Raw genomic sequence first — 15,101 nt, forward strand, 5'->3', positions numbered from 1 at the left:
TTAATTCATGCCCTGTTTTTTACCTAAGCTTTGGCTTAACACCACTTTGCCTTGGCTCATCACGACCAGTGCTTGGCCTTGTTTATTAAACAGGCCGATATCGGCAATCAATTCACTGTGTGTTTGTTTTACAACCGTTAGCTGCAGGTACAATGTCTCGTAGGCCTTTGGTCGCTGGTAAAATGTAACTTTGGCCGCTGCGACAGGCAAACTCGCCATGCCCAACTGATCTTTTGCCCAGACCAACATGACTTGATACAACAGATCGTCTGCTAATAACGCACTGCTCGTATTGGCAAAATCGCCAAAGTAGCTGGCCTCAGGCGCTGGGATCTGCGCACTAAATAGCGCGCCATGTTGATCCATTTGCAAGCTTGCGGTTAAGCCTTGAAAGCGCTGACCATGAAACAAGGTGCCATCTTGATACCAGGTAGGTTTACTTGCTACTTGATCAACCAACAGATCAAGATCCAACACCTCCGCTGGCGCAACAACGCGGCCTTTAGCTAACATGCATAATTGCGCACCATAATGAAACACAGTACGGCCATTTTGCTCGCTGCTTATACGTGCATCCACCACTCGTTCATGCGCTGAATCGCTGACTAACTCAAGGGTTAAGTTTAACTCCGCGTTGGCATCGGCGTCTGCCAGCACCACGCCTTTAAACAAGCGGTAATCCTGTACAGCCGTTACCGTAAAGCCAGATAACCAAGTTTCGGCTTGAGCAACCATCCAACCGGTAGCGAACACTGTCGGTAACACAGGTGCGCCCGCTATCTGATGGTCGAGCAAAAATGGATGAGTCGCGACCGCGATGGTTTTAACACTCACATTTTTGTCGTGCAACTTTGCCGATTTCAGTTTATCTAGGTGCAACAAGCGTTTACTTGCTTGCTGCACCTGTGGCTTTTTTGCTGCATCAACTCCTGACTCAGGTGCTTCACCAGCCATATCGGTGCCAACTAGCACTTGTACATTAGCTAATGCGCCGCAACTGATTTGATCGGCAAATAACTGTGCACCGCCAGCAATCGGGATCACATATACACCGCGTTGCTCAAACATACGTTTTAGCTCAGGTGTGACCATGCCACCGTCCCAAGGGCCCCAGTTAAAGCTCAGCACGCGCGTTTGCGGATATTGCTGCGCTAACGACAACGCCGTTTTATTGAGTATTTCATTAGCGATGGCGTAATCAGCTTGACCTTTGTTGCCATAAAAACCAGCGGCAGACGAAAACAGCGCGATGTGTTTTAAACTCGCCACCTCTAAAGCCGCCAATAACGCCTGCAGTCCTGCTACTTTAGTGTTAAAGACGCGCTCAAAGTCGCTGAGTTTTTTGTTCTCAATAAAGCCATCGGCTAATACGCCAGCGCCGTGGATCAAACCAGTGATCGGCCCTAAGGTCATCTTGGTTTGTTCTACTACGCGTGCTATCGCTGCAGTATCAGTGACATCGGCAGCAACGTATTCTGCTAATCCTCCGACGGCACTGATCGCTTCAAGACCGGCGTTAATTTCCAGCTGCGACAAGATAGGTTGGATCATCTTTTTCAAGCTGGCTGGCGTAGCTTTTTCGCCAATCGCTTGGCAATGCCCTAACGCCGCTTGTTGTAACTCGTTAGCTTGAGTTAAACCTTGCGCCCAAGCAGGAATAGTAATCGGCTCAGAGCGGCCAAGCAGAACAAATTTAGCTTGATAGCGTTTTGCTAGCTCAAGCACACAGGCATGAGTCACCCCTTTCGCGCCGCCACTCACAATAAACACATCTGCTGGTGTCGGCGTGCAGTCAGTTTGACGCTCAGCTGATACCTCAGTATTAGCTTGCGGCACTAAGGTAAAGCGGCCTTTTGAGTTGATTGCTACTTCACTTAGCACGACGTCACTGTCGAGGATCTCGTCGAATAACAGACTTGCTAATTCACTGCCTTCAATGCCGGGCGCGATATCCAGCGCGCGACACAAGGTTTGCGGCCATTCCTGCTTTAAAGTTTTACATAAACCTGACAATCCCATTTGCATCAGCTCTGTATTCGCCAAACCAGACGCATAACCTAAACCGCCATCGCCTCGTGCCACGGTAATAAAACAGTGCTCAGGCTTGGCGAGTTGTGCTTTTAAGTTTTTAGCGAATAAAAACACCGCCGCCAATAACTGCTGGCTTTGCGCTTCATGTTTTGCCACTTTAAAGTCGTTTGGTTGCAAGTGTACAAAACCTTGTAGCTCAGGGTAACTGACGATTAAATCTTGGCAAAACGCGGCCACTGTGGCTTCGCTAACTTCATCAAGCGCGCGGCGCTCAATTTTGCTGTTTAAAGCTGAGCTGGCTTTTATTAATGACTTAGGAAAGCTCACCACCACGGGTACTAGCCCCTTGGCTAGTAATTTTTCCGCGATAATGCCAGTGTTATGGCCATCATCGGTCAGTAAAATTACTTGGCCCTGACGCGCCTTAGTACTAGCTGGCTTTGGCGCAGCTATTGGACTCATCAGGGCATATTGAAAAGGGACCTTTGTCTGCTCCTTATCACTGTTATCTGTCACATTAGCTTGTGGCTGAATCAGCTCACCCTCGCCTAACTGCGACTGCATGTAGGCAACGATTTCACCTAAGGTGCGCAACTCGGCTAAATCTTCTGGGTTGAGCGCAGGCAATGCTGGCAGTTGGTCTTGCACTGTACCGAGAATTTCCACGCGCTTAATTGAGTCGATACCTAAATCGGCTTCCATGTCCATACTCAGCTCTAGCATATTAGCTGGGTAGCCCGTTTTATCGGCCACCACATTTAGCATGGTTTCATTAATTGCTTCTAAGCTTAGATCGGTGCTTGGTTGCGCAGAGGCAGGTTCAACGTCACCTAGTTGCGCCTGCATGTAAGCGACAATTTCACCTAAGGTGCGCAGCTCGGCTAAGTCTTCAGGATTGAGCGCAGGCAAGCTTGGCAGTTGATCTTGTACTGTGCCTAAGATTTCCACCCGTTTGATGGAATCGATGCCTAAATCGGCTTCCATGTCCATACTTAACTCAAGCATATTGGCGGGGTAACCGGTTTTATCGGCTACCACGGCGAGCATGGTCTGATTGATGGTTTCTAGACTGAGTGCCACAGAGGCAGTTTCAGCTGGCACATTCACTGCGGCAACATCACCTAATTGCGCCTGCATGTAAGCGACGATTTCACCTAAAGTGCGCAGCTCCGCTAAATCTTCTGGATTAAGCGCGGGCAAGCTTGGCAGTTGGTCTTGTACTGTGCCTAAGATTTCTACGCGCTTGATGGAATCAATACCCAAATCGGCTTCCATGTCCATGCTTAGCTCAAGCATATTGGCTGGGTAACCGGTTTTATCGGCTACCACGGCGAGCATGGTTTGATTGATGGTTTCTAAGCTGAGTGTCGCAGGGGCGGTTTCAGCCGCTGCTTGAACAACAGCAACGTCGCCTAATTGCGCCTGCATATAAGCCACAATCTCACCTAAGGTGCGCAGCTCGGCTAAATCTTCTGGGTTCAGCGCGGGCAAGCTTGGCAGTTGGTCTTGTACTGTGCCTAAGATTTCTACGCGCTTGATGGAATCGATGCCTAAATCGGCTTCCATGTCCATGCTTAGCTCAAGCATATTAGCTGGGTAACCGGTTTTATCGGCCACCACGGCGAGCATGGTTTCATTAATCGTTTCTAGGCTGAGACTGACTGAAGAGGTTTGCACGGGTGCTGTAACTGGAACATCAGATACAGTAGTTGTGACAACTTCACCCAGTTGCGCCTGCATGTAGGTCACAATTTCACCTAAGGTGCGCAGCTCCGCTAAATCTTCTGGATTGAGTACCGGTAAACTTGGCAGTTGGTCCTGCACCGTGCCTAAAATCTCTACGCGCTTAATTGAATCAATGCCTAAGTCGGCTTCCATGTCCATGCTTAGCTCAAGCATGTTAGCAGGGTAACCGGTTTTATCGGCCACCACATTTAACATGGTTTGGTTAACATCACTGGCGCTTAAGCTAGCGGTTGGTGTCACTGACACACTTGGCGTGGGAATGGGCTCAGCTACAGGCGTAATCACAGGATAAGCCTTGGGCATAATTGGCTCATTGCTAACAGCCGTCTCCACTTGAACAGGCGCTTGCTCGGGGGCCGAGGTCTGTGGCACCGGCGACGCTGAAACAGGTGCTCTTGAGCTAGAGGCAATACCAGACAACGAGTCTAACAATCGATTATTCAGCTGGGCTTGTTGCTCTAGAAACTGTTGCTGCAAAGCAATACTTTGATTTTGCTGTTGCTGCAACTGTTGCTGAAACTGCGCCATATTAGCAGCCAATGTTTGCTGCTGCTCTAGTAAAGCGGAGGCTATCGGGCTGATAGCGGGAGTATGGGCCGTTTGCTCAATTGATTGCGCACTTGGTGCGACTGGCACTTCTTTAATCACTTCTTTTACCACCTGTTTCACCACTTCAATGGTTTTTGGCTCGGGTTGGCTAACTTGGCCTTGCGTTAAAGCCTGTTGCATTTTTTGTTTGGTTGCATCGCTGAGATAATTTTGCCCACCTAAACGAATACTCAGCGGTGAAGATTTTTTCGCCGCAGATTTTGGTGCAAGGGCATATTTATCCAGTGCAGTCACAGGCAAGCCCAACACAGCAAGTTGTAGGTGTGCCAATTGCAGTTGTTTATCACTGCAATCACTGCTGCCATTGAGGGCGATGCTAATCACATCTTCTTTGTCACTTAATGTTTCTTGCACTAAACGACTCAAAACATTTTTTGGCCCAAACTCAATAAAGACACGACCGCCCTGCTGGTAAATCTCATTAACTTGGTCGGTAAAACGTACCGAACTCAGCATATGTTCTTTAAAGCTTTGCTTGATCTTAGCGCCGGTTTTAGCGTGGTTTTTACCGCTGCCATTGGCGGTTAATGTATTAACAGGCGCGTTAAATTTAACGCTGTCAATCACCTTGGCAAAAGGCTCTTGGGCAAATTCCACCAGCGGGGTATGGAATGCCGCCGAAACCGGTAATTTAACCCCTTTTATACCAAGTGCTTTAAGGTCGTTAACTGCTTTATCTATCGCACCACTGCTACCCGCCACCACTATTTGCGTCGGAGAGTTAAAGTTGGCAAACCACAGTTCGTCATTGCTTTCAATTAGCTGTTCAAGCGCTTTAACGCGGTCGCTAAGCTCATCACCAGTCAGACCTTTAAAAACAACGGCCATCATGGCACCACAGTCTTGCCCAGCTGGCGTATTTGCCATCGCTGCGCCGCGCGCCACACACAGTTTCAAATAATCGTCTTCGCTGATCACTTCACTGGCCGCAAGTGCAGTCAGTTCACCAAAACTGTGCCCTGCTGTGAAGTCAGCCTTAAAGCCTGCGCCTTGCATTAGTTTATGCAAACTCCAACTTAACGCGCCTATGGCAGGTTGAGCAAAACGGGTATTTTGCAGCGCGGTTGTTTGCGCTTTCTTTTCCGCAGCTGTGAATACCGGGATTGGCATCACAACACTCGATAAAGAGCTTTGATTTTGCTCTGTCAACAGTGCGTCAAATTGGCTTAGGGTGGTGCGATATTCCGGATAATTCAGCGCTAATGATTGCCCCATGTTGACATACTGAGATCCTTGACCGCTATAAAGTGCCACTATTTTACCTGTCATCTCCTGCGCCGAAGGTCGATAAAATAGGTTTTGTTGCTGCCATGATGAGGCATTATTTTGACTTAGTTTAGCCAAGGCTGCGTTAAGCTGCTCTTGAACCGGTAAACTGGCGTCAAGCCAAACGCCGAAACGGGCGTGTTCATTAGCTACGGGTTTAACACTGTATTCATTTAGTAAACAGCTTAAAGTCAGTTCGCCTGCTGAAAATTGGCTCACCACCTGGCGTACGTCTGCAACTAACTCTGTTGGTGTTGCACGACTAAATAATAGGCTAATGCCAACGCGGTGCATACGATACGAGCCTTGATGCTCTGGCGTGTACTCTTCAAGGGCAACATGATAATTGGTGCCACCAAAACCGAATGAGCTAATGCCCGCGCGGCGCGGTATACCATTACTGATCCAAGGGCGCGTTTCAGTACTTAAATAAAATGGTGTATTTGGCAAATCCATTTTCGGATTAGGTTCATTAACGTTAATGGTTGGCGGCAGCACCTTATGATGCAGCGCCAATGCCGCTTTAATAAAGCCTGCCGTGCCTGCGGTCGACTTAGTATGGCCTATCTGCGATTTCACACTGCCTAATGCTATATGTTGCTTATTAGGGTTATCTTGGCTAAAAACTTGACGTAACCCTTCAAACTCAGCCACGTCTCCCGCCGCAGTGCCGGTGCCATGAGCTTCAATTAAGCCGACCGTATGTGGCGCAAAACCTGCGTCAGCGTAAGCACGATTTAATGCTTTCGCTTGGCCTTCAGGGCGCGGCGCATAAATGCTCTTAAATTTACCATCCGATGACGTGCCGACTCCTTTCACTACGGCATAGATACGGTCACCATCGCGCTCAGCGTCAGCAAGGCGTTTTAGCACCACCATACCGATCCCCTCGCCGATCATCATGCCTTTGGAATCTTTATCAAATGGTTGGATCACGGAATTTTCGGTAAAGGCAGGTGTTTTGGAAAAACTCATGTACATTTGCGGCGAGTTATCGGTACACACGCCGCCGGTGATCATCACGTCTGCACGGCCTTCCCATAATTCTGATAACGCCATTTTGGTCGCGGCTAATGAGCCGGCACAAGCAGCATCCACCACGCAGTTCATACCACCTAAATCGAAACGGTTGGCGATCCGTCCCGCGATCACATTGCCTAAGGAACCAGGAAATGAGTTTTCTTCCCAATGGACATATTGGCTTTTGAATTTTTCGACCACGAGCGAGGCATCTTCCTCACTCACACCGCTATTAAGCAAAACCTTTTTCAGCACTGGATAGTGCAAACGTGCATTTAAGCTGTGGCTGATTTTTTGGCCGCCGCCCACGCCAAGTACGACACCAATTTTATTGCGTAACTCGGGCGATGCGTCACTTAATCCTGCATCGGCTAATGCGTCCTTGGCCACCACCAATGACAATAATTGTGAGGTATCGGTCAACTCCAGAATATTTGGCGGTAAGCCATATTCCATCGGATCGAAGTCGATGTCTGGAATAAAGCCTCCACGGCGGCAGTACACTTTGTCAGGTGAGCTTTTGTCACTGTCAAAGTAGTCATCAATGTGCCAACGGCTCGCTGGTACATCAATGATCGCATCCACTTTATTGCGGATCAGATCCCAGTAAGCATCTAGATGTGCCGATTCGGCAAACAAGGATGCCATGCCAACGATGGCAATGGGTGATTTACTGTCTTGTTCGGGTTTCAACTCTGATTTCAACAATGTTGTCGACATTAAGCTTCTCTTTGTTTTCTCATTCTAATTTGGTGATTTAAACACGACGTATGCCATTAATTGAAAATGGTTTTATTGCCGAATTTTTGTTTAAACACATGATAATTTTCTGCCAGTGTTCGCCTCATATGAAATGGCGCGTGGCGAAGAACGTATTTCATATAGCGAGTTGACGCCGCTTTTGCGCTATCGCTGTAAATATCGACATAGGCCCAATCACTTTGTGGGTCACTGGCAACAAACATATTAAGCGTCTCACCTTGGCTATATTGTTCAGGAACTGGCTGCGCCATGACATGCACAACAGGCTGCTTAGCATCACCTGTGAGCTCTAAGGCATGGGCTAACGTTTGATGGTTGATGGAAAAGTGCTGACACCGATCGGCTTCATCGCCAATGCGCAGCTGATCAAATTGACCAGAGCTGATTTTAGGTGAATCAGTTTCATCTATTTGCGACACACCGTGGCGCTTTAAACAACGAGCAAGGCCCGACCGGGATACTTGAGGGTTAATATGTTGTTGTGTTACCAGCAGTAATTTGTTGAGGCTGAATTGTAAAATTAACTTGAGCTGCACCACCACATATTCCTGTGGCGGAGTGAGAGTTGTGTTCAACTTTATAGGAATATTGGACGCATCATTAACGTTTTCGCGTTTTTTCCATTTACGAACGGTGGCTTCACTGATATTTAAAATACGAGCAAGTTTGGCCACAGGTAGGTCTGATGTCTGGATGAATTCACGCATTTCAGGCGTAGTTGTCGCGTTGGCATGGCGTTTCTCTGTCATGCTTTATAACTAAACCTGTTGCTGAAACAATAATTTACCATTTATTCCTCAAATACAGTGGGTTTGCCGGTTCTTTGCTAAAGTTATCTTTAGGAGAATTATTCGATATTAAAAACGCTGCCAGATTACATGACTCAAGCAAACGAAACAATCTGCCGGAACAAGTGGAATTAAAATAAACCCATTTTTTGGGTTTTTAAGGGGAAAAATAATGTCAAAATATGATCTGGATCGCGCCAGAGTGGAAGTCATTTACTCCGATATCAGTAAAATTCCCGAACAAGCCTTTAATGAGCTATCAACAATATGGTGCACAGCGGAGGAAATTACCGCGCTATCCCAATCTAAGAACCCCGAAAAGAATAATTCTCGGTTACTTAGCCGCATGTTATTACGCTACGCTTTGAAACTAATGCATCCAAAAATTAACCATTTGCATTGGCATATCGAAAACAATGCTATGGGACAAGCAATTTTACAAGGTCGATTAGATCGCCTAAATAACTTGGTTTTACCGCGTTTTAGTTTTTCGTACAGCTACCCTTACGTTGCTGTGGCTTTTCACAAAGATCTCATCGGCTTGGACATAGAGGTACATAACGAGGAACTCGATTACTTAACCATTGCAGAAAATTACTACTCGATGAGCGAAGTGGCTTTAATGGATTCGTTACCAAAGGAAGACCGGCAGACTTTCTTTTACCATCTCTGGACGATAAAAGAAGCCAGTGTCAAAGCCATTGGCAGTGGTTTGAGAATGAAACTCTCGGATATTAATGTTGATCACGATCCCAAAGACTTACTAACCGAGTACGGCCATGTGCCCGTTCGTATCTTTGATGTAAAAGAAGTGTTTGACCCAAAAAATGGCATGAAACTGCGTAAGCGAGTGCCGATGCGAGAAATGTACAGTCAATGGTTTATCATTAAACCTAATGTTCATTTTGCCATTACCCAAGATCACGCTAACCCCATCTCATTAGAATACATTGAATGGGATTAATCCTTTAGCCTTGTTTAACGACGCTCATGTTGCTAACAAGGCGATCACTTCTTGAGGTAGTGGGCAAAGGCTGCGAGCTTTATTCATACAAACCATTTCAATTTCAGCCGTTACGGCTGCCTTTGTGGCGTTTGGCCGCCATATTTCTTGTAACCAAATAGAGCGATATGGGCCATCAAAATAGAAACGGGTACGCACATCGATGATGTCGGCGAATTCTACCCCCTCGAAACACCCCATATTGGTTTTATAAACGGCGAAGCCGATCCCTTGCTCATGCCAGAGTTGTTGCAACACGTTCGCGCCAATGACATGTTCTCGTGCACGTTCAAAATATTTTAAAAAGTTTGGATGATAAACCACTCCCGAAAAATCGGTATCTTCATAATAAATTTGCACCGGAAAATTAAACTCGGCGCTTAACCTAACATCTGTTTTAGTTTGCATACTTTTCATCGCGTCGCCTGTAACATAGAAGCTATGGGTTATAAACAATCCCCGCTTTTGCTTCAAGTAGAGATATTTGGGTGGCTAATTATTCAGCGATAAATCAAAGAAAGACCACTTGCATGACATTAAACGGCACAAAACATTGCATCTTATTTTTTTTCTTGTTCCAATGAGCCGTTTTTTTTATCGACCGATTTAAGATAAGGCTTTATCCATTCAGATGAATTACTCCAACGTCTATGTTAATAGCATTGCTTATGAGCTCGCACCAATTGCTGTTTCCAGCGAAAGCTTAGAAACCAGATTAGCGCCTATCTACGATAAATTTCGTATACCCAAAGGCCAATTGGCCGTATTAACGGGCATTGAAGAGCGTCGTTGGTGGCCAATGCATACCAAAGTGAGTGACGGTGCAATTGCCGCAGCAAAAAAAGCGATTAACGAAACGGGTATTTTATCTGACGACATCGGTGCCTTGGTTTATACCGGTGTATGCCGTGACCAGCATGAGCCTGCAACGGCTTGTCGCATAGCTGCTGAATTAGGCATTAAAAATAAAGCCAGTATTTATGACATTAGCAATGCTTGCTTAGGCGTACTCAGTGGCATGTTGGATATTGCTAATCGAATTGAACTGGGCCAGATAAAAGCGGGATTGGTAGTGTCGTGTGAATCAGCCAGAGACATAGTAGATACGACCATCGCAAAAATGGTCGCCAATCCAAGTATGCAGAATTTTGCCGCAGGGTTAGCAACCTTAACAGGTGGCTCAGGCGCGGTAGCGGTATTACTCACCGATGGCTCATTTAATCTCAACAGTAAACGACAACACAAGTTAGAGTCGGCAACCACTTTAAGTGCACCTGAACACTACGACTTATGTTATTGGGGCATGGAAGAAACCGCCAAAGGACTGTTTAAGGAAAACATGCGCACTGACGCGGTTTCATTACTAAAACATGGCGTGGCACTTGCTCAGCAAACGTGGGTGGAATTTTTAGATAACGCAGGCTGGCAAGCCGAGCAAATTAACAAAGTGATTTGCCATCAAGTGGGCTCTGCCAACCGAAAAAATGTGCTTGAAGCGTTGAATATTAGCCAAGATAAAGAATTTCCGAGTTATCAAAAACTCGGCAACATGGGCACCGTTTCGCTACCCGCCACCGCAGCACTAGCCCATGAACAAGGTTTTTTAAATGCAGGCGACAAAGTCGGCTTTCTTGGTATTGGCAGCGGCTTAAATTGTATGATGTTGGGGTTAACTTGGTAATGAAAACAGCAGCAGAATATTCACCTTACCCAGCCAATTATCTTGACCGCAACGGCCTAAAATACCACTACATCAATGAAGGCAGTGGCGATCCTGTTGTGATGGTGCACGGCAATCCTAGCTGGAGCTATTATTACCGAGAGCTTGTTGCCGAACTTAAACAAAATTTTCAAACGATTGTACCTGATCATATTGGTATGGGACTATCGGATAAACCTGATGACGCTCATTACGAGTACACCCTTAAATCGCGTATTGACGACTTAGAAGCGCTGTTACAGCACTTAGGTGTAAACAAAAATATTACCTTAGTTGTACATGATTGGGGCGGCATGATTGGTATGGGTTACGCCGCTCGCCACCCTAAACAGATCAAAAAAATCGTCGCACTCAATACCGCAGCCTTTCATATGCCAAAGGCAAAAAAATTGCCAAAGCGCTTATTTATGGGCCGTAATACTGCCATCGGCGAGTTTTTGATCCGTCGATTTAATGCTTTTAGCTCCCTAGCATCCTATATCGGCGTAAAACGTGCGCCCATGCCTGCCGATGTACGTCAGGCTTTTGTCGCACCATATAACAACTGGCAAAACCGGATTGCCACCGTTCGTTTTGTCCAAGATATTCCGCTTGAGCCTGGCGACAAGGCATACGATTTAGTCAGCAATATCGAAGCGAGCCTGAGTCAATTTGCTGATACTCCCGTATTCTTAGGCTTTGGTTTGCAAGACTTCGTGTTTGATAAACACTTTTTAGCGCAATGGAAACGTCACTTCCCCCAGGCTGAAGCACATGAATATCCAGACTGTGGTCATTATGTATTACAAGACGCGGCCAAAGACATCATTCCATTGATTAGTGAATTTATCCGTCGTGACTAAGACACAAAAAGGTTCGCAGCAAGACTTGGCAATACACACTAATATTGCCAATCACTTAACGGACATGGCCGGCCAGCAACCAAGCGCATTAGCCATTGCTATTCAAACACACTCTTTTTTTGGCAAGGTGGCACATTACACTGAGCTTAACTTTGCACAATTAGAAGCAGAAACGAATTTATGCGCTTGGGCACTTCACCACAAAGGGGTAAATGCTGGCGATAAAGTGGTGCTGATGGTCACCCCTAGTGTGGATTTTTTTGCTCTTACTTTTGCCCTTTTTCGCCTTGGCGCAATTCCGATTTTTGTTGACCCAGGCATGGGCATTAAAAATTTAAAGCAGTGTTTTGAAGAAGCGAAACCCGATGTGTTTATCGGCATAGATAAAGCGCATATTGCACGTGTATTATTTGGTTGGGGCAAGAGCACGCTGCGCTTGAATATTACTGTTGGGCAATTAGGCTATTGTGCTCGACTCAGTAAATTAAAGCAAAAGGTTAAACAAGACTTCGCTTTTGAATCGATTACGCTTAAACCTAATGCGATGGCTGCCATCTTGTTTACCAGTGGCAGTACGGGCGTGCCTAAAGGTGTGGTGTATAGCCATGGTATGTTTAACGCCCAAATTCACGCTTTAAAAGGTGATTATGGTATCGCGCCGGGTGAGCGAGACCTAGCAACCTTCCCTTTATTTGCCTTATTTGGACCCGCCTTAGGCATGGCGTCAATTATTCCCGATATGGACGCAAGCAAACCTATTAAGGCTAGACCAGAATATATATTTGCCGCGATAGAACGTTACAAGTGCAGTAATTTATTTGCCAACCCTGCATTAATGGATGTGCTTGGCCGTGCTGGCTCACAAAGCAATCGCAAGCTAGACACTTTAAAACGGGTCATTTCGGCCGGCGCCCCCGCCACCCCAGCTTCGATAGCGCGATTTGAACAGTTATTAAATGAAACAACTCAAGTGTGGACCTCTTACGGGGCAACGGAGTCTTTACCTATTAGTAAAATTGGTAGCCACGAACTCTTGAGCGAGACTCAAGATATCACAGATCAGGGCGGTGGCATTTGTGTTGGTTCGACTGTGGCGGGTATAGACATCAAAATCATCAAGATCACAGACCTGGAAGTTGAGCGAATGGGGCAAGCGAAGCTTGCTGCTCCCGGTGAAATTGGTGAAATTTGTGTCAAAGGTCCTGTTGTTTCCCCTCGTTATTTCGAGCGTGATAAGGCAACCGCATTAGCAAAAATACAAGATGAGATACAAGGTGGGTTTTACCACCGCATGGGTGATGTTGGCTATTTAGATTCATTTGGCCGGCTATGGATGTGTGGTCGTAAAAGTCACCGTGTTACCTTATTAGAAACTGAACTTTATACCTTATGTTGTGAGCGAATATTTAATCTACATCCTTTAGTGAACCGCACTGCATTAGTAGGCGTAATAAAGAAAGGGGTAAAATGGCCAGTTCTTTGTGTGGAGCTCAAACCAGATGCCACTAAGAACAATGATGAAAAAGTTTTGTTTAGAGAGTTAGCATTAATAGGGATGCAACATCCTCACACTAAAATAATAAGTCAGTTTTTAGTTCATCCAAGTTTTCCGGTAGATGTTCGGCATAACGCAAAAATATTCCGAGAAAAACTAGCCGTTTGGGCGCAACAACAAATTGACCAACTACCACTTGTGTCTATTAATCAGGTGAATAAACAATGAAGACTGTATTAGTCACTGGTGCCGGTGGGTTTCTTGGCCTTGCCTTAACCAAACTACTGATCAGCAAAGGGATCAAGGTACATGCTTTGATCCGTCGTGATAACCCTGAGCTCTCAGATTTAGGCGCGATCATTTTTAAAGGCGATTTAATTGACTACCAAGCCATTGAAAATGCCGCTCAAGGCTGTGACACCGTGTTTCATGTTGCTTCTAAAGCCGGTGTGTGGGGTGCTGAAGCTGATTACATCGCTAGCAATATTTCTGGCACAAAACATGTCCTTGAAGTTTGCTTTGATCTTGGCATCCCACGTCTAATTTATACCAGTACACCCAGTGTTATTTTCTCTGGTCAAGACGAAAATGGCGTTAACGAAACCGCGCCTTACAGCGCTCATCCACTTAATCATTATACTTCAACCAAGATAGCCGCTGAAAAAATGGTGCTAGCAGCCAATAGTTTTGAATTAAAGACGACAAGCTTAAGGCCTCATCTAATCTGGGGGCCTGGCGATCCACATCTTGTACCAAGGGTGATCAACAAAGCTAAACAAGGCCGATTGGCTTTGGTGGGCAAACAAGATAAGTTAGTAGATACGGTTTATGTCGATAATGCTGCCCTTGCCCACTACCAAGCAGCAATTGAACTTGAGAATGAAGCAAAGTGCGCGGGGAAAGCTTATTTCATTAGTAATGATGAGCCGGTGACCATGGCTGTCATGCTCAATCATATTTTGTCAGCAGCGGATTTACCGCCAGTAAACAAACGTGTCCCCGCGAGTATTGCTTACACCTTAGGACTAATACTTGAAGCTGTTTATGGATTGCTCAGTATTAAACAAGAGCCAGCCATGACCCGATTTGTCGCTCGTCAATTATCCACTGCACACTGGTTTGATATCAGCGCAGCAAAAAAAGATTTTGGCTATCTTCCTCAAGTCAATTTAAAGCAAGGAATGCTCAGGCTAGAAGCTTGGTTAGCAAATAAGACCTAGGGTCTGTTGATTTTTGTTCGAGAGGGGACACCTTGTCTAAAAGATCAACAAACCCTAGTTACTAGTAATGATTACGCATTTCAAATTCAAAAGTAACGTCCTCAGTTATTTCAGCTTGGCTTAAACTTAACTTCATTTGCCAGATCATTTTCTCGGTAATGCATGCCCCCAATAGAAGCTCTCCTTGCCAAGACTGGTTGGTCTGCCCCGCTTCAAAAATAACCGGAATGGTTCCCATAAACATATCTTTACCTACTAATACAGCTTTATTGATACTGACACCAGGAGGAAGAGTCAGCGACAGTGGTAACGGCGTTTCGGCTAATACCTGTGCGTCTTGCTCTGATTGGATCGTGACCACGCCATTTAACTTAGATAAATTCACTTTACAGCCGCGAGCGAAATCACATAAATTTGATTCTTTACTGGGCTGATGCATAGCAGGGCTATTGCGCTCTTGGTTAGATTGTTGATATGTCCGGTAGGAGAAGGCGCTGATTAAAACCACCAATACAAAAACAATTTGTATGACTCTTTTTAGCTCTAACTTCATGTCAAATAACTTCCTATTAACCCTATATTGTGTAGGTTTTAATCAA

General features: G+C 45.8%; 9 protein-coding genes. 5 read left to right on the top strand and 4 right to left on the bottom strand.

Features of this window, described 5'->3' with window-relative positions; all coding sequences use genetic code 11:
* Positions 1-7,392, bottom strand: a complete 7,392-nt coding sequence (locus tag K1M91_RS17615; RefSeq protein ID WP_232803572.1) for a type I polyketide synthase — start codon at positions 7,390-7,392, stop codon at positions 1-3.
* Positions 7,393-7,448: 56 nt separating this feature from the next.
* Positions 7,449-8,183: a transcriptional regulator gene (locus tag K1M91_RS17620; protein ID WP_232803573.1), complete on the bottom strand. Its 735-nt coding sequence runs from the start codon at positions 8,181-8,183 to the stop codon at positions 7,449-7,451.
* 211 nt (positions 8,184-8,394) lie between these two features.
* Between K1M91_RS17620 and K1M91_RS17625 the strand changes: the two genes are divergently transcribed.
* Positions 8,395-9,186 carry a 4'-phosphopantetheinyl transferase superfamily protein gene (locus tag K1M91_RS17625; protein WP_232803574.1) on the top strand — a complete coding sequence of 264 codons (792 nt, stop codon included), beginning with the start codon at positions 8,395-8,397 and terminating at the stop codon, positions 9,184-9,186.
* Positions 9,187-9,210: 24 nt separating this feature from the next.
* On the opposite strand, the gene K1M91_RS17630 is transcribed toward K1M91_RS17625, so the two are convergent.
* Positions 9,211-9,642 (bottom strand): thioesterase family protein, encoded by a 432-nt coding sequence (locus tag K1M91_RS17630; RefSeq protein WP_232803575.1) that lies wholly within the window; start codon positions 9,640-9,642, stop codon positions 9,211-9,213.
* Between the two features lie 214 nt (positions 9,643-9,856).
* Between K1M91_RS17630 and K1M91_RS17635 the strand changes: the two genes are divergently transcribed.
* From K1M91_RS17635 to K1M91_RS17650, 4 genes are read left to right on the top strand one after another with little or no spacing between them, the layout of a single operon-like run.
* On the top strand, positions 9,857-10,906 hold the full coding sequence (locus K1M91_RS17635) for a 3-oxoacyl-ACP synthase III (protein WP_232803576.1): 1,050 nt from the start codon (positions 9,857-9,859) through the stop codon (positions 10,904-10,906).
* Complete coding sequence (locus K1M91_RS17640; protein WP_232803577.1) at positions 10,906-11,787, top strand: alpha/beta fold hydrolase; 882 nt, start codon at positions 10,906-10,908, stop codon at positions 11,785-11,787. Before K1M91_RS17635 ends, K1M91_RS17640 begins: the two co-directional genes overlap by 1 nt.
* Positions 11,780-13,510: a fatty acid CoA ligase family protein gene (locus K1M91_RS17645; RefSeq protein WP_348983277.1), complete on the top strand. Its 1,731-nt coding sequence runs from the start codon at positions 11,780-11,782 to the stop codon at positions 13,508-13,510. Before K1M91_RS17640 ends, K1M91_RS17645 begins: the two co-directional genes overlap by 8 nt.
* Positions 13,507-14,502, top strand: coding sequence for an NAD-dependent epimerase/dehydratase family protein (locus K1M91_RS17650; RefSeq protein ID WP_232803578.1), 996 nt, complete (start codon positions 13,507-13,509; stop codon positions 14,500-14,502). Before K1M91_RS17645 ends, K1M91_RS17650 begins: the two co-directional genes overlap by 4 nt.
* Before the next feature lie 61 nt (positions 14,503-14,563).
* Here the strand turns inward: K1M91_RS17650 and K1M91_RS17655 are convergent, their stop codons facing one another.
* Positions 14,564-15,055 (bottom strand): hypothetical protein, encoded by a 492-nt coding sequence (locus K1M91_RS17655; protein ID WP_232803579.1) that lies wholly within the window; start codon positions 15,053-15,055, stop codon positions 14,564-14,566.
* Positions 15,056-15,101 lie beyond the last annotated feature (46 nt).

Source organism: Motilimonas sp. E26 (assembly GCF_021278025.1).
Classification (GTDB): domain Bacteria; phylum Pseudomonadota; class Gammaproteobacteria; order Enterobacterales; family CBDFNC01; genus Motilimonas.

What these genes read in the sequence shown, in the direction of transcription:
- K1M91_RS17655 (WP_232803579.1), bottom strand. Translation starts at nt 15,055, where the DNA reads ATGAAGTTAGAGCTAAAAAGAGTCATACAAATTGTTTTTGTATTGGTG.
- K1M91_RS17630 (WP_232803575.1), bottom strand. Translation starts at nt 9,642, where the DNA reads ATGAAAAGTATGCAAACTAAAACAGATGTTAGGTTAAGCGCCGAGTTT.
- K1M91_RS17650 (WP_232803578.1), top strand. Translation starts at nt 13,507, where the DNA reads ATGAAGACTGTATTAGTCACTGGTGCCGGTGGGTTTCTTGGCCTTGCC.
- K1M91_RS17635 (WP_232803576.1), top strand. Translation starts at nt 9,857, where the DNA reads ATGAATTACTCCAACGTCTATGTTAATAGCATTGCTTATGAGCTCGCA.
- K1M91_RS17620 (WP_232803573.1), bottom strand. Translation starts at nt 8,183, where the DNA reads ATGACAGAGAAACGCCATGCCAACGCGACAACTACGCCTGAAATGCGT.
- K1M91_RS17640 (WP_232803577.1), top strand. Translation starts at nt 10,906, where the DNA reads ATGAAAACAGCAGCAGAATATTCACCTTACCCAGCCAATTATCTTGAC.
- K1M91_RS17615 (WP_232803572.1), bottom strand. Translation starts at nt 7,392, where the DNA reads ATGTCGACAACATTGTTGAAATCAGAGTTGAAACCCGAACAAGACAGT.
- K1M91_RS17625 (WP_232803574.1), top strand. Translation starts at nt 8,395, where the DNA reads ATGTCAAAATATGATCTGGATCGCGCCAGAGTGGAAGTCATTTACTCC.